Raw genomic sequence first — 19,310 nt, forward strand, 5'->3', positions numbered from 1 at the left:
AGGAGCTTATTTAACGTTTTTCTCGAGGTAAGCAACAGCCTGGCCTACAGTACCGATAGTTTCGGCCTGATCGTCAGGTATTGCAACGTTAAATTCTTTTTCAAACTCCATGATAAGTTCCACGGTGTCTAAAGAGTCCGCACCAAGATCGTTGGTGAAACTTGCTTCTGGGGTAACTTCACTTTCGTCAACACCCAGTTTTTCCACGATAATAGCTTTTACTCTTGAAGCGATATCAGACATAGTCTTAATTTTTAATGATTAATAATTTTCAGTGCAAAGAAAAATAAATTATGTTAAATATCAAACCTAAAAACTTCGCATAATTATCAGAACAATATTTTATTGCAAAGGTTTGGATTAGTAATTTTAACGCCGTAAAAATAATGATTTTGAACAGGAAAAATTTAAAGTTTGAGATCGATTTTGATTTTATATTAATTGCGCTCACCACATCGCTTAAAGATTACCGCATTTGTTATCTTATCAACAAAGGTTTGAACTTTAATTTTGTGCGCAAAGACGACCTCAAACTGGATATAGGGCCCGGCGGAAGCGAGATTTTGTTCTCTATTTATCAGCATAGCTGGGAAAACACCGAAACTGACTTTATTTTTATTGGTAATAAGGGTTCAGACGGTTACCTTGTGCCCGAAATGCGCGAAGCCGATTATTTTATTTTAATTAAAAATTATATCGACGAAAACGATCTTGAAAGCCTAATTTCGGCACTTAATAAGATACCCGAAGTAGTAGCCGCCGTAAAGATTGAACCGAAAAAAATAAAATCACGGGAAAATCTGTTATTTTAGCGCAAATTTTGATGTGTCAATACTACACTATATAGTATAATATAGCCCGATTTAAACCTGAGAATATGAATTTTTATTATAATCGCACAAAGATTGTTGCCACCATGGGGCCTGCGTGTTCCAAAAAAGATGTTTTAATATCTATGATACGCGCCGGACTAAACGTTTGCCGACTGAACTTTTCGCATGGCAAACCCGAAGACCACAAGAAATTTATCGACCTCATTCGTGAGATAAACGCCGAGTACAAAACCAACGTTGGCATCCTGGCCGATTTGCAAGGCCCAAAAATCCGCATAGGGCAAGTAAAAGATGGCGGCATACACCTTATAAACGGTACGCGCATTAACATTACCACGCACGAATGCGTTGGCGACGACAACCAGATATACATTACTTACGAAACCTTCCCACAGGATGTGCAGGCAAACGAAATCATCCTGTTGGATGATGGCAAGCTGCAACTGAAGGTTATAGACACTAACCGCATTGATACCGTTATTTGCGAGGTGGTACATGGTGGCATACTAACATCGCGCAAGGGTGTTAACCTGCCAAACACCAAGGTTTCTATCCCAAGCTTAACTCCGGATGATATAGCCAACCTTAAATATGCCCTGGAGTGGGATGTTGATTGGGTGGGCCTTTCTTTCGTACGCACCGGCCAGGATATTATTGACCTTAAACGCATCATAAAAGAAAGCGGCAAAGCTGCCCGCGTAATTGCCAAGGTTGAAAAGCCTGAAGCTATAGAAAACATCGACGAGATTATAGCCGCTACTGATGGCGTGATGATTGCCCGCGGCGATTTGGGCGTTGAGTGCCCGCTGGAAGAAGTGCCTTTGCTGCAAAAAATGATTGCCCGCAAATGCCGCGATGCTTCTAAACCGGTTATCGTAGCTACCCAGATGCTGGAAAGCATGATTACTACCCCGCGCCCAACGCGTGCCGAGGTGAACGACGTAGCCAACTCGGTATTGGATGGCGCAGATGCGGTGATGCTAAGCGGCGAAACTTCTGTTGGCGAGTTCCCGGTTATTGTTATTGAAACAATGGCTAAGATTGTTCGTAACGTAGAAGATTTAGGCTATCCTTTCAACGCATCGAAGAAAGAGAATCTGGATACTACGCATCCGAATTTCCTGAGCGATAACCTTTGCGGTAGCGCGGTTTATTTAGCCGAGCACACCAAAGCGGCCGGTATAGTATCTATGACCACCTCGGGCTACACAGCCTTCGAAATTTCGAGTTACAGGCCAAAAGCCGGTACTTATATCTTTACATCAAACAAACAGCTCCTGAACGCGCTGAGCCTTGTTTGGGGCGTACGTGCTTTTTACTACGACCAGTTAGAAAGCACAGACCAAACCATAACCGATGTAAACGACATTCTGAAAGCGCAAAGCCTGATAAACGTTGGCGATGTGGTTATCAACACCGCAGCGGTGCCTATCACCAAACATGGTAAAACCAACATGCTTAGGGTGAGTGTGGTGGAGTAGATGTTAGCTCTTGAGGCCGGAGATTAGTTTTGCTCTTTCGCCTTATAAAAATAATGAACAGGGTTATCGCGATGAGCGGTAACCTTGTTTTGTTTCCACATCGTCCTTGCGAGCGATAGCGCGGCAATCATCGGCGCGCGGAGTGGCTCTGCAGGTTCGACCTGCCTGCCGGGGATTGCTTCGTTCCTCGCAATGACGAGGTGTTTATATAGTTTTCCTAATCTCTGTCCTCTAACCTCTACTTCGTCTTATCCGCATAGGTCTTAGGATCAAGCGCGGCGGGTGTCCAGCTTTGGAAAAACTCCAGCACTTTGGTATTGCTGTAGCCTTTGCCTTCTTCCAGGTAGCCAGAGTTTTGGGTGTGCAGGCGGTTGCCCTTTTCATCCAATACAATAAACACCGGGAAACCGAAGCGTTGCGGGTAACCCAGTTCGGCCAGCAGTTTTTCGTTCATATTTTCTTTACTGTAGTTTACGTGCACCACCACGTAATTGGCGTTCTGGTAATTGTTAAGCGAATCGGTAGTGGTAACCAGTTTATTAAAACGCAGGCACCAGCTGCACCAGTTGCCGCCAATTTGCAGCAGCACGTTCTTATGCTCTTTTGCGGCCTTTTTTACTGCGGCGGCAATATCGGCTTTAGCATCCGCAGCCGGGTTGTACAGATTGGGGGTTGTTTGCGCTTTAGCGATATTGACGAATGCAATGAGGGTAGCAATGAGGAGTATCTTTTTCATAAGGGGCTATGTTGTTAATTGCTAATATATGGGTTAGCGGGCAAACAATAGTCGCGCCGGTGTAAAGTTTCCGTGACAGGGCGTTGCGGGGATTTGCGCCAGGGCAAGGAGCAGCGCGGTCGTCGGTCCTATGAGGTTGCCACGTCGCGCCCATGCGCCAGCCCTCCCCCTGCGACTCGCAATGACAAGTTTGGTGAGGTGTAAAACCAAAACGGGGTTACCGCTTACGCAATAACCCCGTTTTGTATATCTATTTATATCTTCCGGACTTCCCGACTTTCGGACTTCCGACTTAAAACTAATCCTCCACCATTTCGCTGTTGGGGCTGCTTACTTCGGGCTCCTCGTGCTTAAAATAGCGTTTTTGGTTCAGCAGTATCATGATAACCCCTATGGATATAGCCGCATCGGCCAGGTTGAATATCGGCCGGAAGAAAACGAATTGCTCTCCTTTCCAAATGGGGAACCACATCGGGAAGTGGCTGTCTATTAAGGGGAAGTAGAACATATCTACAACCTTGCCCTGAAACAGCGGCGCATAGTGGTAAATAACGCCATAAAAAACCGAATCGATGATATTGCCCAAAGCGCCGGCCAGTATCAGGGCCACCATCATGATAAGCCCGCGATGATATTTATGCTTAATGAGGTGCACCAGGCCGTAAGCAATGCCGCCTACCGCTGCAATGCGGAAAAGCGTAAGCGTAAGTTTACCCAGCGTACCGCCCAGCTCCATGCCAAAGGCCATACCGTTGTTTTCGATGTAACGGAGCATACCCCGGTTGCCCAGGAAGTGAATCTCCTCCAGTGGGGCCATATGCTGCTTCACCCAAATTTTGATAATCTGATCCAGCAGTACTATAAATGCAGCAGTTAAGAAGGGTTTTGTATAAGCTGCCTTCATTTACTGCTTCAGTTTTGCTTCCATAGTAAGCGTGGTATGCGGCACTGCGCGCAAACGCTCTTTAGGGATAAGCTTGCCGGTTTCGCGGCAAATACCGTAAGTTTTGTTTTCTATACGTACCAATGCGGCTTCTAACTGCTCGATGAATTTCTTCTGGCGTGCAGCTAGCTGATTGATCTGCTCTTTTTCTAAGGTTGCAGAGCCATCTTCCAATGTTTTATAAGTACCGGCAGTGTCATCTGTACCGTTGGCATTTGGCGAACTTAATGATGTTGCCAATGCAGCAAGCTCTTCTTTAGAGCTGCGTAGTTTTTCTAAAAGCAGGTCTTTAAATTCTTTTAATTCTGCGTCAGAATATCTTGTTTTTACTGGTTCTTGACTCATGTTAACTTTTACTAATAACTATTAAAATTTCAATTCCATCAATCTCTACTTTATCGCCTTCATTTAACTGACTATCAAGCACAAGGCTCTCGGCCAAAATTTCGGCGCAAATATAGGATAAATTATTTTTCACTGCTTCCCTGATGTAGGAATGGTCGCTCACTCGGACGATTATCTTATCGGTAACTTCAAATTCTTTCGACTTACGCAGATTCTGTACACGGTTTACCAACTCTCTCGATATGCCCTCCTGTTTTAATTCTTCGGTTAGCGTAACATCTAAAGCCACGGTTAGTTTTCCCAAATTTGCAACTTGCCAGCCAGGGACGTCCTCGGCTATAATTTCCACGTCGGATACCAGTATCGAATACTTGCCATCAAGCACTTCGATAGCACCTTCAGCTTCGAGTTTGGCTATTTCCGTTTGGCCGAACGCATTAATAGCGGCGGCAACATCTTTCATATCCTTACCCACTTTAGCACCAAGTGCCTTAAAGTTTGGTTTGATCTTTTTCTTAACGAAACCTTCGGTATCGGTAATGTATTCGATGCTTTTGATATTAGTTTCGGATAGTATCAGATCTTTCACCTTCTCTACCTGCTTCTTAAAATTCTTATCTAATATCGGCAATAAGATTTTGCCTAATGGGCGACGAACCGGAATCTCTATTTTTTTACGGAGCGATAGTACCAATGATGATATATCCTGCGCCAGGCCCATACGTTCTTCCAAAGCTTTATCAACCAGTTCGGCATTATACTCGGGGAAGTAAGCAAGATGTACCGATTCAAATTCCTCTTTACCGGTAACCGAGTTAAGGTCGGTATATAAACGCTCGGCAAAAAATGGCGCTATAGGGGCCATCAGTTTGCTGATGGTAATTAAACAAGTATAAAGCGTTTGGTAGGCCGATAGCTTATCCTCCGTACTATCCGACCGCCAGAAACGGCGGCGGCTCAGGCGGATGAACCAGTTACTGAAGTGCACATCCACAAATTCTTGTATGGCGCGGGCAGCTTTGGTTGGCTCAAAATCGGCATAGTAGGCATCAACCTCTTTGCTCAAAGTGTTTAATAACGAGATTACCCAGCGGTCTATCTCCGGGCGGTCGTTGATTGCTATTTCGGCCTCTTCGTATTTGAACTTATCGATGTTGGCGTACAGCACAAAGAACGAGTAAGTATTGTACAGCGTACCAAAGAACTTGCGGCGAACCTCGTCCAGCCCCTCTATATTAAACTTCAGGTTATCCCATGGCGCAGCATTGCTGATCATATACCAGCGGGCAGCATCGGCACCATATTGATTAATGGTTTCGAACGGATCGATACCATTGCCCAGGCGCTTGCTCATTTTGTTGCCGTTCTTATCCAGCACCAAACCATTGCTGATCACATTTTTAAACGAGATGCCCTTGTTGCCCACTTCGGCATTTACGGCTTTTATCTCGTCGCTGGCTTCGCTTAGCATCACAGCAATGGCATGCAGGGTAAAGAACCAGCCACGGGTTTGGTCAACACCTTCGGCTATAAAATCTGCCGGGTAGGCGGCTTTAAAATCTTCTTTATTTTCGAAAGGGAAATGCCATTGCGCATAAGGCATGGCACCACTATCGAACCAAACATCTATCAGGTCGGGCTCGCGCAGCATTTTATTGCCTGCAGCAGAGGTTAAGATCACATCATCCACATACGGGCGGTGCATATCTTCCAGTTTAAAACCTGCGGGCATAAAACCTGCGGCGATAGATTTTTCTATTTCGGCATTCAGCTCAGCTATGGAACCGATGCATTTTTCTTCGCCGCCGTTTTCCTCGCGCCAGATAGGCAGCGGGGTACCCCAGTAGCGCGAGCGCGAAAGGTTCCAGTCCACCAAATTCTCCAGCCAGTTGCCAAAGCGGCCTGTACCGGTACTTTCGGGTTTCCAGTTGATGGTTTTGTTTAGCTCCACCATTTTATCCTTAACGGCGGTGGTTTTAATGAACCAGCTATCTAGCGGGTAGTACAATATTGGCTCATCGCTGCGCCACGAGTGTGGGTAGCTGTGCTCGTATTTTTGTACGTTGAAAGCTTTATTTTCTTCTTTCAGTTTGATGGATATGAGAACGTCAGTTGGTTTAAAACCTTCTTCGGCACGTTCTGCATCGCTGTAATATTCTTCTTTTACGTAGCGGCCGGCGTAGTCGGTAACTTCTTCCACAAAGCGGCCCTGCTTATCAACCAGCGGAACATCCTTGCCGTTCTCGTCCTTCACCATTACCGATGGCACATTATTTTCCTTACATGCCCTAAAGTCATCCGCACCAAAAACAGAGGCGGTATGCACAATGCCGGTACCATCCTCGGTAGTCACAAAATCGGCCGGGATAACGCGGAATGCGTTTTTCTCCAGGTCATCGTTGGTTACGTACGGCATTAGTTGGTGGTAATGAATACCAACTAATTTTTCTCCTAAAAACCATTTAGAATCTGTGTCTTGGTTTCCAATTGGATAGTTAACTGTTTTATAAGGAATTAATTTAGAGGCTCCAAATGTAAAATCTGCATAACCATCCTCATGAAATACTTCAATATATTTTTTGCTATCTAACACCTTGCTGCTAAGCGAATTGGCAAAAACTATTGTGATAGGTTTGCCAGTGTAAGAATTGTAAGTTTTCACAGCCCTATATGCGATTTGTTCGCCGACCGCCAAAGCACAATTAGACGGTAGCGTCCATGGGGTAGTCGTCCAAGCAAGGATATAAACTTTAGAATCTTTCGTCTCAAACAAAAATTCCGAATCAGCATCACATTTCACCTCGAACTGCGCGGTGATGGTGGTGTCCTTCACCATTTTGTAGGTACCCGGCTGGTTCAGCTCGTGCGAGCTAAGCCCCGTGCCCGATTTTGGCGAGTAGGGCTGAACGGTATAACCTTTGTACAACCAGCCTTTTTTGTAAAGCTGCTGCAGTATCCACCAAAGGCTCTCGATGTATTCGTTTTCGTAAGTAACGTAAGGGTTCTCCAGGTCTACCCAGTAGCCCATTTTTTCGGTGAGGTCGTTCCATACATCGGTATAGCGCATTACCTCCTTGCGGCAGGCGTCGTTATACTCTTTTACGGAGATCTTTTTACCGATATCATCCTTAGTAATGCCAAGCGATTTTTCTACGGCAAGTTCTATCGGCAGGCCATGGGTATCCCATCCGCCTTTGCGTTTAACCTGGTAGCCCTTCAGCGTTTTGTAACGGCAAAAAATATCTTTAATAGAGCGCCCCATGACGTGGTGGATGCCGGGCATCCCGTTTGCGCTTGGCGGGCCTTCGTAAAACGTGTACGGCTTGCTTGCCGGCCTGCTGCTTATGCTCTTTTCAAATATGCCGTTCTGCTGCCAGAACTCCAGTATATCCTTCCCTGTTTGCGACAGATCTAACTGCTTATATTCCTTGTACATCAATATGTTCGCGTCGAATTTTAAAGGTTGCAAAAATACGCAATTTTATCTTAAAAAAGGAGAAAAGGAGGGAAATGGATGGGCAAAATTACGACGGGGTGGCTATTTTTTAACACAAAGGCCACAAAGGTTTTCACAAAGAAACACAAAGCTTTCAGTCGAGCATTTTTACCACCAGAGGGAGTAGGTTTTTTTACGGAGATGCGTATAGCTCTGTAATACATTAGCCCAATCATAAACTTTATAGGCTTTGTGCCCTTCGTGATTTTTACTTTGTGCGCTTTGTGGTAAAAAACTCTTCAATTTTTGTGCTCACTTCTCTGATTGGCACATTGCTGTAAAATAACCAAACATCGCGGCTGTTTCCTATATTTGGTTTTCAATAAGCTCTCTATGAAAACTAAACTCCGGAATTTATTGGCCCTAACCGGCATCGCCGCCGCAATTGTCGGCTGTAGCTCCAACGAAAAAAAGCAAACCGCCACCACAACTGCCGATACCGCGCTGGCAGCCGATATCAAACATCATATCGCCGTTTTGGCGAATGATTCGCTGCTGGGGCGCAAGCCTTTTACTGTAGGGGAAGATAAAACCATCGCCTACATCTCGGGCCAATTCAAAAAACTGGGACTGGAACCGGGCAACAACGGCAGTTACTACCAGGATGTGCCCATGGTAGAGATTGGCGCCGCCGCCGAACCTACTATGCAAATTACCGGCAAAACGCCGCTGGACGGCAAAATGGCCGTGGATTTCGTAGCCGCAACCCGCCAGGAACTGCCCGCTATAGATTTAAAAAACTCGCCGCTGGTTTTTGTCGGCTTTGGCGTGGTTGCGCCCGAGTATAACTGGAACGATTATAAAGGGTTGGACGTAAAAGGCAAAACCGTAGTGGTTTTGGTAAACGACCCGGGCTTTAAAGCCCCAGAAAGGTTATTCAAAGGCGACACCATGACCTACTACGGGCGCTGGACCTATAAGTACGAAGAGGCGGCCCGCCAGGGTGCCGCAGGGGTGCTCATTGTGCACCAAACCGAGCCCGCAAGCTACGGCTGGCAGGTGATACAAAACAGCTTCACGGGATCTAAACTGTACCTTACCCAGGCAGATAAGCACATGAACCGCTGCAAGGTAGAGGGATGGCTAAGCGAAGATGCCGCCAAAAAACTGCTTGCCGGAGCGGGCATTACCGAAGATATGCGCACCTACGCCCGCAAAAAGGATTTTAAAGCAGTACCGCTGAATAGCTCGGTATCGATATCCTTAAAAAATAAACTGAAGTACTCCACATCGCACAACGTAATTGCCACCCTAAAAGGCAGCACCGCACCGGGCGAATACATACTTTACACTGCCCATTGGGATCACTTCGGCAAAGGCAAGCCCGATGCAAAAGGCGATAGTATTTACAATGGTGCTATAGATAATGCCAGCGGTGTTGCGGCGATATTGGCAGTAGCCAAAAAGTTTACGCAGGCAAAAGATAAACCGAAGCGTTCCATTGTTTTCCTGGCGGTTACTGCCGAGGAGCAGGGCCTGCTGGGTTCTGAATATTATGGCACACATCCCGTTTATCCGCTGAATAAAACGGTGGCGAACCTCAATATAGATGCACTCTCGGCCTTTGGCGAAACCAGCGATTTTTCTATCACCGGCAAAGGCCAGAACGATTTGGACGATTACGTAATTGCGCTCACCAAGCCAAACGGCTGGGGCGTTAAGGGCGACGAAAAACCGGGCTCGGGCAGCTACTACCGGTCGGATCATTTCAATTTTGCCAAGGTTGGCGTACCAGCGCTGGATTTGCACAACGGCGCAACCTCTATAGACAAAGGCGAAGCCTACGGACTGGAACAAGCCAAGGATTATAACGATAACCATTATCACCAGCCATCAGATGAGTATAGCGACAGCATGAACACCCTCGGCATGGCCCAAACAGCCGATCTGATGTATCAGATTGGCGTTAAACTGGGCAACGAAACCACCTTCCCCGGCTGGAAGGCAGGCTCGGAGTTTAAGGCAATAAGGGATAAATCTATGGCGCAGTAAATCTGTATAAGTCATTAAAGAAAAAGCCGCTCCATTTTTATAGGAAGCGGCTTTTTGCATTTGGGCGGTACTGTCAGGATTACGCCCGGGTAATGGATTATCAGGTTACACCTGAGCATCCCTTAAGGCTTTGATGCTATCGTGGCCTAAATTGATTTCTTGTTGTTGATTAGCTATCAGCGAAGCCTGCTCCTGTGATAAACCGTTATCTTCGCTTAAAGCATCGCGGTACGCTCTTTTGATGGCATCTTCGCCGCGTTCGCACTCGGCCAGGATGGCTTTGCGGTCGTGGCCGCTAAAGGTGGCTTTTACGTCAATCCAGGCACGGTGTATGGTCCCTGCAACGGTATTGCCGGTTTCCAACTCGCCGCCAGCCTCGCCAACTGCTGCGCTTAATTCCTGCACATTCTGGCGGCTATCTGAAGCAAATTTGCCGAATAGTGTCTTCAAATCCGCATCGCCTTCGCCCAAATCTTTGGCCGCGCGGGTAAAACCGTCAATACGATCGTTGTTGATTTCTATCAGGTCGTTTAGTACTTCGATTGATTTTTCGGTGGTAGTTTCCATGGTAATGTTTTATTATTTGTTTGATAGGATATATGCAAGCACCATGCCGTTAATTAATTTGTAATTAAAAAAATTATCAAAATAGGGGTTGAGTCCCCTATGGCTATAGCGAGAAAAAAAAATTAAATCTATTGGGGTTTTAAGGAGAAAAAGGGTGCCGGAACCAGGCCGGTTAGGACAGGTTGTATGGTATTTTACCGCACCCGCTAATCATTAGTTCGTTTGTGCCTAAGCCAGTAGGTACCTAAATTAAAAGCGATAACCAGGTGATTGAACACGGTTGGCAGCAGGCCGTAATGTTTGCGCATAATGGCAAAGCGCTCTTCCAGGCTTTGGCGGTGTTTGGCTTTAGACATGCCGCCTACCAGGTACTTGGCTACATAACCATCAACCCGCACTATCTTTTTGGCCTTTTTTGCCGCGCGGATTATCCAGTCGATATCGGCGCTTAGTTGGTAAGCCGGGTCGTAAGGCTCAGCCAGCGCCCTGCGGATGTAAATAGCCTGGTGGCTCACGCTCATGCCGTATTTAAAGCTGCGCCAGTTGAATTTGGCAGGTGCCTGGTGCCTGCGACGGCCGAGGCTTTGGCGTTGGGCGTTTACCATTTCGGTTTCGCCGTAGTAAATATCTGCGCCATCGGCGGCAGCAAAAACCTTCCCGACGGTATTGTTGGCGTAAAACTCATCGCCTGAGTTCATGAAGATAACGTAATCGCCGGTGGCCAGGGCGAGGCCCTTGTTCATGGCATCATAAATGCCCTTATCGGGTTCGGTAACCAGTTTGGCTATGCGGTTGTTATAAGTATTAATGATTTCCAGTGTGCCGTCTGTAGAGCCGCCATCTACAACAATGTATTCTATCTGCTTATAGGTTTGGTTTAAAACCGATAACAGTGTACGGCCTATATCGGCTACGTTATTGTAAACAACGGTGATTACGGATAGCGTTGGCTTCATGGCTTTGCCCCTTTCAGCAGCGATTGGTAGAGGCCGATGTATTGCCCGGCAACTTTTTGGTTATTGAAATCGCGCAGCACTTTTTGGCGGGCCGCATTTGATAGTATAGCAGGGTCGGCAGCGGCCAGCACGTGATGGATGCCAGCGGCCAAATCTGCCGATGATTTGAACGCTGCCAGATAACCGTTTTGCTGATGGTCTACCATATCGGGGATGCCGCCTGTATCAAATGCCACCACCGGCGTACCGCAGCTCATGGCTTCCATAATAGTATTGGGGAGGTTGTCCTCGATAGATGGCAGCACGAATACATCTGCCAGGCTGTATATCTCGGCCAAATCGCCCGGCGATTTGATGATATCCAGGGCATGCACCGGGAAAGGCAGCGTAGCGGTATCGAAGCGCTTGTTCTTGCCGAAAATCACCATCTCAATATTTTCCGTGCCGGGATAGTTTTTGAGATAACCAAGGGCCTCAACCAGGTAAGCCAGCCCTTTGCGCCTATCGGCAATGTTGGCCGCGCCAAACAGGATGATTTTTTTAGATGCGGATATACCCCATTTCTTGCGCGCATCGTCCATCTTCCGTGGGGAAAACAACTCGGTATCTATCGGGTTGGGGATTGCTTGTATGCTGGCGTTCTTAAGCAACGTGCTTGTTTTGGCCACCTGGCCGAGCCAGTTGCTGCAGGTAACGAAGGAGATATTTTTAGCATCGGCCAGCATTTTGCTTTTGCGCTGCCAGCCTGTATGCGATATATCCTTAGGCTTAGGGTTCCGTAAAAAATAGCAATTGCCGCATTCCAACTCAAAGTGGTTGCAATCGCCTGCGTAATGGCAGCCGCCGGTAAACATCCACATATCGTGCAGCGTCCACACGATGGGTTTATTTAGTTTGATGAGTTTATCAAGGTCGGCAATAGAAAGAAAGCCGGAGTTCGTCCAGTGGATATGCAGGATATCGGCATCCTGTATTACCGGTTCGGTGCTGATATCTGTACCAGCATTGGCGGTTGAGAAAGCGAAGCGCACGCTCCTTTCCTTGGCCTTAAAGGCGATAAAAGGCAGCCGCTCGTAAAAAAAATCGAAGTTAGAGTGGAGCTTATCTAATTTGGTTTTCTCCACCGAATATACGGCCAGCTCGTTGCGGTTTTTGTGCTGCACCACCATAGTTGCATCCACCTGCTGCAATTGCAAAGCTTTCAGCAGGCGCATGCAGGCTTCGGCAGCGCCGCCGCCGGCATCAGATGTATTTATGAGGGCAACCTTCATTCGGCAACGTCAATTATCGCGGCAAGTATAATGATACTAAAATTAAAAATTTTACTTTTGAACGCTCCACTTTCATCAGCAAGGGGCATTACAGCAAAATTAAGCAGCAAGGCATGAATTTTTTCGCGTATTTATTCCAGGATTGGGGGGCCAACCGGGGCAATATCAAAGCGCGGCTGGTGCTCCCGATGTTCCGCATGGTGAATGCTATCAACCGCTACATGCTGCTGAAGATTATCTTTTTCCCCTACCTCATGTTTTACCGCTTTTTTGTGGAATGGAGCCTCGGCATCGAACTGCCGCGCAAGCTTAAGGCAGGCAAAAACCTGGTGTTTTACCATGGGCAGGGGCTTGTAGTTAACTACGCCACCATCATTGGCGAAGGTTGCGTGCTGCGCAACGGTGTTACCATAGGCCACAAAAAACTGGCGGATGGCACGCATAGCCGCTGCCCGCAGATAGGCAATAATGTAGATATAGGCCCCAACGTGTGCATCATTGGCGATATTACAATCGGCGATAATGTAGTAATTGGCGCCGGTGCGGTAGTGGTAAAAAGCATCCCCGCAAACAGCATAGCAGTAGGTAACCCCGCGCGGGTACTGGAAAAGAAAATGGAGGGCATAACCCCAACAAACGATATTTAATGGACAATAACTTAACCGACAGGGCCTTCTGGAAATCGTTTTGGGAATCGAGGATCGGGCTTATCTTTAAACTGAAGCCCAACTACGTTTTCGGCGATATATTGGGCAAGCTAATTGCCGAAAAGGGCGCTAAAACAGGTATCGAACTTGGCGGTTTCCCGGGCTATTACGCTATTTACCTCAAAAAATATAAAGGGCTGAAAACCACCCTGCTCGATTATTTTATCCACCCGGGCCTGGTGAACCAATTACTCGAAGTAAACGACCTGAAGGCGGGCGACATCGGCATCATCGAAGCCGACCTGTTTACTTACCAACCTGCCGAGAAGTACGACATGGTGCTTTCCTTCGGGCTGATAGAGCATTTCAACGATACTAAATTCATTATTGGCGAGCACCTTAAATTCCTGAAGCCCGGCGGCACGCTGTTCATCACCCTGCCCAATTTCAAAAGCGTAAACGGCTGGCTGCAGCGCAACTTCGATAAAGAAAATTACGATAAACATAACATCAACAGTATGGACCTCGCCCTGCTAAAAAGTAGTTGCGAGGCTTTAGGGCTAAAAAACGTGGAGGCTTACTATCATGGTAAATTCACAGTATGGCTGGAGAATAAATCTGAACAGAAAGCGGTTGCCAAGCTGCTGATGAAAACCATTTGGGTGGCAGGTAAGGTTTTTACCAAAGTGATTCCCATCGAGAGCAAAGCCTTATCGCCGTATATTGTGGTAAAGGGGGAATTGTAGGAGTGCGCTATACATAAATCTCCACCACGTCATTGCGAGGAACGAAGCAATCTCTATGCAGGACAGGCCACTTTGCAAGTCGCTCTGCTAATCGGGAGATTGCTTCGTTCCTCGCAATGACGATGTGGTGAGAAGACGTGGTGTTCAGGTATTTACGCCTAAAAAAGCCCCGCAATCTCTTGCAGGGCTTCTGTTATCTTAAACTATAATTTAAACGATATAATTCCAGCCGTGCGTATCGGCAACACGGCCGTATTTGATGGCATCCAGCGTATCGAATACGCGGTTAGAGAACACCCTGGTTTTTGGGTCGCTAAGGAAGTATTCTTCGCCGTTGTAGCTGAAAGAGCCTACCGGGGCAATGGTAGCTGCAGTGCCTGCGCCAAATGCATCGGTAAGTTTGCCGCTTTTGGCACCTTCTATTATTTCTGCAACAGAAACCTTGCGCTCCTCCACAGGGATACCCCACTCTTTAGCCAGCGCAATAACGGTATCGCGGGTTACGCCATCCAAAATGGTGTCTTTTGCCTCGGCAGTTATCAGCGTGCCGTCTAACAGGAACATCGCGTTAGCGGCGCCCATTTCTTCTATGTAGGCATGCTCTTTAGCATCGGTCCATATCAACTGGTCGAAACCTTCTTCGGCAGCTTTGCGGCCGGGCAGCATAGATGCGCCGTAGTTACCGGCTGCTTTGGCATAACCCATACCACCTTCGGCGGCGCGGGTGTAATGCGTTTCTATCTTTACGCGCAGCGCCTTTGAAAAGTACGGGCCAACGGGGCCAACTATAACTACATATTTATAAGTAGCAGATGGCGTAACGCCCAGATATGGGTCGGTAGCGAACATGAACGGCCTGATGTAAAGCGCATGGTTGGCTTTGGTAGGTATCCACTCGCGATCCAAATCTACCACGGCGGCGATGCTTTGTATGAATATATCTTCGGGCAGAGTTGGCATGCAAAGGCGCTCGGCCGATTTGTTGAAACGGATTGCGTTTTTATCTGGGCGGAAAATGCTGACCGTACCATCGGCATGCTTGTAAGCTTTAATCCCTTCAAAAAACGATTGGCCATAGTGCAGCGACGAAATAGCCGGGCTCATGGCAATTGGGCCGTAAGGCAAAATCTCGAAATTTTTCCATTCGCCATCTGCGTAATCGGCCACAAACATGTGGTCGGAGAAGGTGCGCCCAAAGGGAAGATTGTCAAAATCGGTTTCCTGCAACCGCGAGTGCGCTGTTTTTGTAAGTTTGAAGTCTAATGTGTCGGTCATGACGGTACGTATTAATCGAAAAATGGCAAGTTAAAAATTTTTCGTTGCACTTTTTACTTTTTATATTATATAAAGTTATCTTAGTAAGCTTAAATCCTAAATTCTATGTCCAAATACGAATTGACTACCGAAGGCCGCACCAAACTAAAAAAAGTGTGGACTCTTACTATATTGGGCGCGTACGCTGCCATTGTTTGCATTTTTGCATATAATCTGCTTTACCGAAGCGGAGAGATAACAGACGTATCTATATTCGCTATCATCATTATTTTACTGGTAACCGGCTTTTTTTATGGCCGCAGGAAATACTTTTCGGGCGTGGACAGCACTAAACTGATGGTAGACGATGACAAGATTACGCTGCACGGCCTTAACCAACCCGATGTTGCCATCGCGTTCGAGAACATCAGCCAGGTAAAACCAGCCAAGCGGGGCATTTACCTCATCAACAAGTTCCCATCTAAAAAATCGCTCTTCGTGATGAATAAATTCGAGGGTTTTGCAGAGCTGGAGAAGCTGATAGCAGACCGGATGAAGGAATATAGCATGCTGACTGCGAATTAAACTTAGCGTTTCGAAACGTTGGATACCGTTATTCTTTGTCGCAAACCACCTTACTCCCGCGTCATTGCACGAAGACAACCGACCAAAGGGAGCTCATTGATACTTTAAAGAAAAATTAAAATATCAACAATCTCTACGCTAAGTATGACCGCCTTGCATGGTTGCCTGTCCTATCGGGAGATTGCTTCGTACCTCGCAATGACGCGGTGGAGATAGACATGCAAAGTGACTTAGCACAGTGGCGACTTTTATGATGGGATGCTGAAAAAATTCCAGCATGCCGTTTATCAAGTATTTCGGATACCACCGGCCTATAACCCGCTCACTACTTTCTCAACCCAGCCTTTACCCCAGTTTTCCAATTCCTCTGCCGACCATAGCGAAGGGTAGAAAACCCTTTTTTGGAAACGCGGAGGCAGATACTTTTGCCAATTAGTGCCGCCGGTGGCGCGTATTTCCTCAGGTTCGCGGTGTAGGTAGCGCACAGCAGATTTATAGTGCGATAGCGGCCAGTTTACGTTTACGTTGATATCCAGTTGCCTCAGCTGCTCGGCAAGGACCATGGTGTTATCGCCTTTAGCGATTAGCTGTTTGTATAAATTATAGAAATTAGTAGCCGTAACGCTTTTGGCCAGCTCTATGAATGTTTTGGCATATTTCTTCTCGAACTGCTTCAGCGTAAGCGTTTTTTTGCCGGTAGACAGTTCCGTAGCGCCGAATTTCCAGTAGATCTGCTCGAATTGCTCTTCGATGGATGCGGTGCGCAATTGCTCGCGCTGGTCCTTGGCTACCAGGTTGATGAAATCGGTAGCGTAAATCTCTATCATGCGGTACTGCCCGCTCTGGAAACCACTTGCCGGTAGCAACGACATCCGGAATTGCAGGAACTGCTCCTTCTCCATCCCATCAACCATTATCTCAAAGGAATTGGTCAATGCCTCAAAGTACCGGTTGATGCGCTGCACCCGCGCGGTAAAAAACTCCGTAGTAAGGGGTTGTGCGGCGGCAATTTGCTTGCACTCGTGCAGGCTCAGCTTAAAATAAAGCTCCGTAATCTGGTGGTACATGATGAAGATTTCCTCATCGGGGAAGGGTGTTTTAGGGCTTTGCAGGCTCAGCAACGTATCCAGATGGATATAGTCCCAATAGGTAAGGAAATCGGCGTGCAGCAAGCCATCCAGGTAGCTGCTCATATCCTGCCCCATGGCTTCGTACTTTTCTTGCAGAAGCGCTATTTTGTTTTCTATTTCCGGAGAGATGCTCATTAGGGACAAAGTTAGATTTTAGATATGAGATGTGAGACATGAGATTAAAGAAAGGCGCTCCCTTTCAATCTTTATAGTGCGCTATAGCGTCCACTCTAGCTATCCTATCTCCTATAATATCACTCATATCTTTAAAATACCAAGGGTCATAAGTAACCCGGCAAGTTTCGTATTGAAAGGAATCGTCCTAAAATAAATCCGAAATCTCAAATCCCGCATCCGAAATAATGATATATTTGCTTATCAAAGGCGATGGTGCTCCGCCTAATTGAACCGCTGCAAAGCTGATGGCGCCTACTCAAATATTTGTATATTTATTTGCATGTAGGCTATGTTCAAAAAAATCTCTTCAAATCTTTTAAATCTCTTAAAATATATCGCCCGTTGGGTGGCAATGGTAACACCTGTAGCTATTTCTATAGGCAGCATGGTGGCCCTGTTTTTATGGCTGCTCAATTGGGCCATCCAATTCAGGTTTGGGCATGCCTGGATGTTATTCCTGCTGCCGCTGGCGGGTGTGGCCATCCATTTCATGTACAAATGGTACGGGCAATCGGCAGAGCGGGGCAATAACCTTATTATCGATGAGATACACCAGCCCGGCGCGGGCGTGCCCAAACGCATGGCACCACTTATATTAGTCACCACAATTATTACCCACTTATTTGGCGGCTCGGCAGGGCGCGAGGGTACGGCGGTGCAAATAGGCGGCAGTTTAGCCAACCTTTTTGCAGGCTGGTTTAAGTTGGATGAAGCCGATAAAAAAACTATACTCACCGCAGGGGTAGCTGCCGGTTTCGGCGCCGTTTTCGGCACGCCTTTAACGGGCACCGTCTTTGCGCTGGAGGTGATAGCCGTTAGCCGTATTGATTACAAGCTCCTTTTCCCCTGCCTGGTAGCGGGCCTCGTGGGCGATCTTACCGTTGCGGCCTGGGGCATAAAGCACACTGCTTACCATGTAGATATCGTAGATACCGGCCAGGTTATTTATGGCCTGCATTTGCCACTAAGCTTGTTTTTGCTTGCCAAAGTAGCAGCCGCAGCCATCGTGTTCGGTGTGGCAAGTATGGCGTTTGCGCAGGCTACGCATCTGGTAAAAAATATTTCCCTTAAATTGGTAAAAACCACCTGGCTTATCCCTGTTTTGGGTGGGTTAATCATCATCGGCCTTACTTATCTGCTTGGCCGGCCCGATTATTTAAGCCTGGGGGTAGCGGCCGAGCATCCTGGTGCCGTAACCATCGTATCGGCATTCCAGCACGGCGGGGCAACTGTTTTCAGCTGGCTGTGGAAGCTTATTTACACAGCCATCACCTTAGGCACCGGCTTTAAAGGGGGCGAGGTTACGCCCTTATTTTATATAGGAGCCACCCTGGGCAACACGCTAGCCGACCTGATGAACGCTCCCGTTGGGCTTTTTGCCGCGCTTGGTTTTATAGCGGTATTTGCCGGGGCAACCAACACCCCGATCGCCTGTACGCTAATGGGTATAGAACTTTTTGGCGGCCATTACGCTTTGTGTTTTGCCATTGCCTGCTTTACAGCCTACCTTTTTAGCGGCGAAGGCGGCATTTACCCGGCTCAGCGCATCGCCAGCAACAAGCAGCACGCGCAACTAAGCGCAAAGCCGCGTTACCTGCGCCGTATGCTCAACAGGTATAAATTTTAAAGCACAAAAACTTATCGCGCCAGTATTGTTATAGTAGAGAACCAATACATCATACCATGCAGATCAGCAGGATACTCATCGGGATAGACGACAGCAAATTTGCCGAAAACGCCGCCGCCTATGGCTTTAGCCTCGCCAAAAAATTTGATGCACATGTTGGGCTGGTGCACATCGTAGAGCCTATGATATCGCCTATCACCACCAACGATAGTATTACCGGTATGCCCTTTGCCGATGCAGGCGTTAACGAGGTAGAAATGCTCAATCTACAGGAAAATATCGGCGAAAGCCTGGTGAACCGCACCATACAAAAATACGCCGGTGATTTGCAGGTTACCCACTTCAACGAATATGGCTCTACCGCCGATGGCATACTGCATTGCAGCGAAGAGTTCAAGGCCGACCTTATCGTGATAGGCACGCACAGCCGAAGCGGCATAGACCGCCTGTTGATGGGCAGCGTAGCCGAAAGCGTAGTGCGCCACGCCGAAGTACCGGTGCTGGTGGTACCGTTTAGTTCATAG

The 19,310-nt window shown here is 47.3% G+C and carries 18 protein-coding genes and 1 riboswitch; of the genes, 8 read left to right on the forward strand and 10 right to left on the reverse strand.

Translation table 11 applies throughout. The features are described from left to right. Positions 1-6: 6 nt before the first annotated feature. Entirely contained in the window at positions 7-243 is a 237-nt protein-coding gene (locus AC1DXC_RS25470; RefSeq protein ID WP_031266521.1) for an acyl carrier protein, read from the reverse strand. Between the two features lie 143 nt (positions 244-386). On the opposite strand from AC1DXC_RS25470, the gene AC1DXC_RS25475 reads away from it, so the two are divergent. Next, positions 387-812, forward strand: coding sequence for an IPExxxVDY family protein (locus tag AC1DXC_RS25475; RefSeq protein WP_477461998.1), 426 nt, complete (start codon positions 387-389; stop codon positions 810-812). Between the two features lie 65 nt (positions 813-877). Beyond that, a complete protein-coding gene (gene pyk / locus AC1DXC_RS25480; protein ID WP_477461999.1) occupies positions 878-2,314 on the forward strand; it encodes a pyruvate kinase in 1,437 nt (478 codons plus the stop codon). Between the two features lie 238 nt (positions 2,315-2,552). Here pyk and AC1DXC_RS25485 read toward each other — a convergent pair whose 3' ends face one another. The 4 genes from AC1DXC_RS25485 to ileS form a co-directional block, all read right to left on the reverse strand. Continuing rightward, positions 2,553-3,050, reverse strand: a complete 498-nt coding sequence (locus AC1DXC_RS25485) for a thioredoxin family protein (protein ID WP_477462000.1) — start codon at positions 3,048-3,050, stop codon at positions 2,553-2,555. Between the two features lie 298 nt (positions 3,051-3,348). Beyond that, positions 3,349-3,954, reverse strand: coding sequence for a lipoprotein signal peptidase (locus AC1DXC_RS25490; protein ID WP_477462001.1), 606 nt, complete (start codon positions 3,952-3,954; stop codon positions 3,349-3,351). Beyond that, positions 3,955-4,338 (reverse strand): TraR/DksA family transcriptional regulator, encoded by a 384-nt coding sequence (locus AC1DXC_RS25495; protein ID WP_133233830.1) that lies wholly within the window; start codon positions 4,336-4,338, stop codon positions 3,955-3,957. Position 4,339: 1 nt separating this feature from the next. Beyond that, positions 4,340-7,774 carry an isoleucine--tRNA ligase gene (gene ileS, locus AC1DXC_RS25500; protein ID WP_477462037.1) on the reverse strand — a complete coding sequence of 1,145 codons (3,435 nt, stop codon included), beginning with the start codon at positions 7,772-7,774 and terminating at the stop codon, positions 4,340-4,342. A gap of 393 nt (positions 7,775-8,167) precedes the next feature. On the opposite strand from ileS, the gene AC1DXC_RS25505 reads away from it, so the two are divergent. Next, positions 8,168-9,826 (forward strand): M28 family metallopeptidase, encoded by a 1,659-nt coding sequence (locus tag AC1DXC_RS25505; RefSeq protein WP_477462002.1) that lies wholly within the window; start codon positions 8,168-8,170, stop codon positions 9,824-9,826. A 105-nt stretch (positions 9,827-9,931) separates the two neighbouring features. Here AC1DXC_RS25505 and AC1DXC_RS25510 read toward each other — a convergent pair whose 3' ends face one another. The 3 genes from AC1DXC_RS25510 to AC1DXC_RS25520 form a co-directional block, all read right to left on the reverse strand. Beyond that, complete coding sequence (locus tag AC1DXC_RS25510; protein WP_477462003.1) at positions 9,932-10,393, reverse strand: ferritin-like domain-containing protein; 462 nt, start codon at positions 10,391-10,393, stop codon at positions 9,932-9,934. A gap of 206 nt (positions 10,394-10,599) precedes the next feature. Continuing rightward, entirely contained in the window at positions 10,600-11,349 is a 750-nt protein-coding gene (locus tag AC1DXC_RS25515) for a glycosyltransferase family 2 protein (RefSeq protein ID WP_477462004.1), read from the reverse strand. Then, positions 11,346-12,620: a glycosyltransferase family 4 protein gene (locus AC1DXC_RS25520; protein WP_477462005.1), complete on the reverse strand. Its 1,275-nt coding sequence runs from the start codon at positions 12,618-12,620 to the stop codon at positions 11,346-11,348. The genes AC1DXC_RS25515 and AC1DXC_RS25520 overlap by 4 nt, the downstream gene beginning before the upstream one ends. 113 nt (positions 12,621-12,733) lie before the next feature. On the opposite strand from AC1DXC_RS25520, the gene AC1DXC_RS25525 reads away from it, so the two are divergent. Together AC1DXC_RS25525 and AC1DXC_RS25530 are read left to right on the forward strand one after the other, a co-directional pair. After that, positions 12,734-13,267 (forward strand): serine acetyltransferase, encoded by a 534-nt coding sequence (locus tag AC1DXC_RS25525; protein ID WP_477462006.1) that lies wholly within the window; start codon positions 12,734-12,736, stop codon positions 13,265-13,267. Beyond that, on the forward strand, positions 13,267-14,013 hold the full coding sequence (locus AC1DXC_RS25530; protein WP_477462007.1) for a class I SAM-dependent methyltransferase: 747 nt from the start codon (positions 13,267-13,269) through the stop codon (positions 14,011-14,013). The genes AC1DXC_RS25525 and AC1DXC_RS25530 overlap by 1 nt, the downstream gene beginning before the upstream one ends. Positions 14,014-14,223: 210 nt before the next feature. On the opposite strand, the gene AC1DXC_RS25535 is transcribed toward AC1DXC_RS25530, so the two are convergent. Continuing rightward, positions 14,224-15,288: a branched-chain amino acid aminotransferase gene (locus tag AC1DXC_RS25535; protein WP_477462008.1), complete on the reverse strand. Its 1,065-nt coding sequence runs from the start codon at positions 15,286-15,288 to the stop codon at positions 14,224-14,226. A 105-nt stretch (positions 15,289-15,393) separates the two neighbouring features. Here AC1DXC_RS25535 and AC1DXC_RS25540 point away from each other — a divergent pair, with 105 nt between their 5' ends. Further along, the gene (locus AC1DXC_RS25540) at positions 15,394-15,852 is read left to right on the forward strand and encodes a hypothetical protein (protein WP_477462009.1); all 459 of its coding nucleotides are present in this window, start codon (positions 15,394-15,396) and stop codon (positions 15,850-15,852) included. A 311-nt stretch (positions 15,853-16,163) separates the two neighbouring features. On the opposite strand, the gene AC1DXC_RS25545 is transcribed toward AC1DXC_RS25540, so the two are convergent. Further along, on the reverse strand, positions 16,164-17,117 hold the full coding sequence (locus AC1DXC_RS25545; RefSeq protein WP_477462010.1) for a tryptophan 2,3-dioxygenase family protein: 954 nt from the start codon (positions 17,115-17,117) through the stop codon (positions 16,164-16,166). 239 nt (positions 17,118-17,356) lie between these two features. Then, positions 17,357-17,421, forward strand: a riboswitch (Fluoride riboswitch). Positions 17,422-17,448: 27 nt separating this feature from the next. Between AC1DXC_RS25545 and AC1DXC_RS25550 the strand changes: the two genes are divergently transcribed. Together AC1DXC_RS25550 and AC1DXC_RS25555 are read left to right on the forward strand one after the other, a co-directional pair. Further along, the gene (locus AC1DXC_RS25550) at positions 17,449-18,786 is read left to right on the forward strand and encodes a voltage-gated chloride channel family protein (protein WP_477462011.1); all 1,338 of its coding nucleotides are present in this window, start codon (positions 17,449-17,451) and stop codon (positions 18,784-18,786) included. A 56-nt stretch (positions 18,787-18,842) separates the two neighbouring features. Next, the gene (locus tag AC1DXC_RS25555; protein WP_477462012.1) at positions 18,843-19,310 is read left to right on the forward strand and encodes a universal stress protein; all 468 of its coding nucleotides are present in this window, start codon (positions 18,843-18,845) and stop codon (positions 19,308-19,310) included.

It is taken from the genome of Mucilaginibacter sp. P2_D11, from assembly GCF_056404435.1.

Excerpts from the sequence above, each read along its gene's own strand:
- AC1DXC_RS25470 (WP_031266521.1), bottom strand. The coding sequence starts at position 243 with ATGTCTGATATCGCTTCAAGAGTAAAAGCTATTATCGTGGAAAAACTG.
- AC1DXC_RS25475 (WP_477461998.1), top strand. The coding sequence starts at position 387 with ATGATTTTGAACAGGAAAAATTTAAAGTTTGAGATCGATTTTGATTTT.
- pyk (WP_477461999.1), top strand. The coding sequence starts at position 878 with ATGAATTTTTATTATAATCGCACAAAGATTGTTGCCACCATGGGGCCT.
- AC1DXC_RS25485 (WP_477462000.1), bottom strand. The coding sequence starts at position 3,050 with ATGAAAAAGATACTCCTCATTGCTACCCTCATTGCATTCGTCAATATC.
- AC1DXC_RS25490 (WP_477462001.1), bottom strand. The coding sequence starts at position 3,954 with ATGAAGGCAGCTTATACAAAACCCTTCTTAACTGCTGCATTTATAGTA.
- AC1DXC_RS25495 (WP_133233830.1), bottom strand. The coding sequence starts at position 4,338 with ATGAGTCAAGAACCAGTAAAAACAAGATATTCTGACGCAGAATTAAAA.
- ileS (WP_477462037.1), bottom strand. The coding sequence starts at position 7,774 with ATGTACAAGGAATATAAGCAGTTAGATCTGTCGCAAACAGGGAAGGAT.
- AC1DXC_RS25505 (WP_477462002.1), top strand. The coding sequence starts at position 8,168 with ATGAAAACTAAACTCCGGAATTTATTGGCCCTAACCGGCATCGCCGCC.
- AC1DXC_RS25510 (WP_477462003.1), bottom strand. The coding sequence starts at position 10,393 with ATGGAAACTACCACCGAAAAATCAATCGAAGTACTAAACGACCTGATA.
- AC1DXC_RS25515 (WP_477462004.1), bottom strand. The coding sequence starts at position 11,349 with ATGAAGCCAACGCTATCCGTAATCACCGTTGTTTACAATAACGTAGCC.
- AC1DXC_RS25520 (WP_477462005.1), bottom strand. The coding sequence starts at position 12,620 with ATGAAGGTTGCCCTCATAAATACATCTGATGCCGGCGGCGGCGCTGCC.
- AC1DXC_RS25525 (WP_477462006.1), top strand. The coding sequence starts at position 12,734 with ATGAATTTTTTCGCGTATTTATTCCAGGATTGGGGGGCCAACCGGGGC.
- AC1DXC_RS25530 (WP_477462007.1), top strand. The coding sequence starts at position 13,267 with ATGGACAATAACTTAACCGACAGGGCCTTCTGGAAATCGTTTTGGGAA.
- AC1DXC_RS25535 (WP_477462008.1), bottom strand. The coding sequence starts at position 15,288 with ATGACCGACACATTAGACTTCAAACTTACAAAAACAGCGCACTCGCGG.
- AC1DXC_RS25540 (WP_477462009.1), top strand. The coding sequence starts at position 15,394 with ATGTCCAAATACGAATTGACTACCGAAGGCCGCACCAAACTAAAAAAA.
- AC1DXC_RS25545 (WP_477462010.1), bottom strand. The coding sequence starts at position 17,117 with ATGAGCATCTCTCCGGAAATAGAAAACAAAATAGCGCTTCTGCAAGAA.
- AC1DXC_RS25550 (WP_477462011.1), top strand. The coding sequence starts at position 17,449 with ATGTTCAAAAAAATCTCTTCAAATCTTTTAAATCTCTTAAAATATATC.
- AC1DXC_RS25555 (WP_477462012.1), top strand. The coding sequence starts at position 18,843 with ATGCAGATCAGCAGGATACTCATCGGGATAGACGACAGCAAATTTGCC.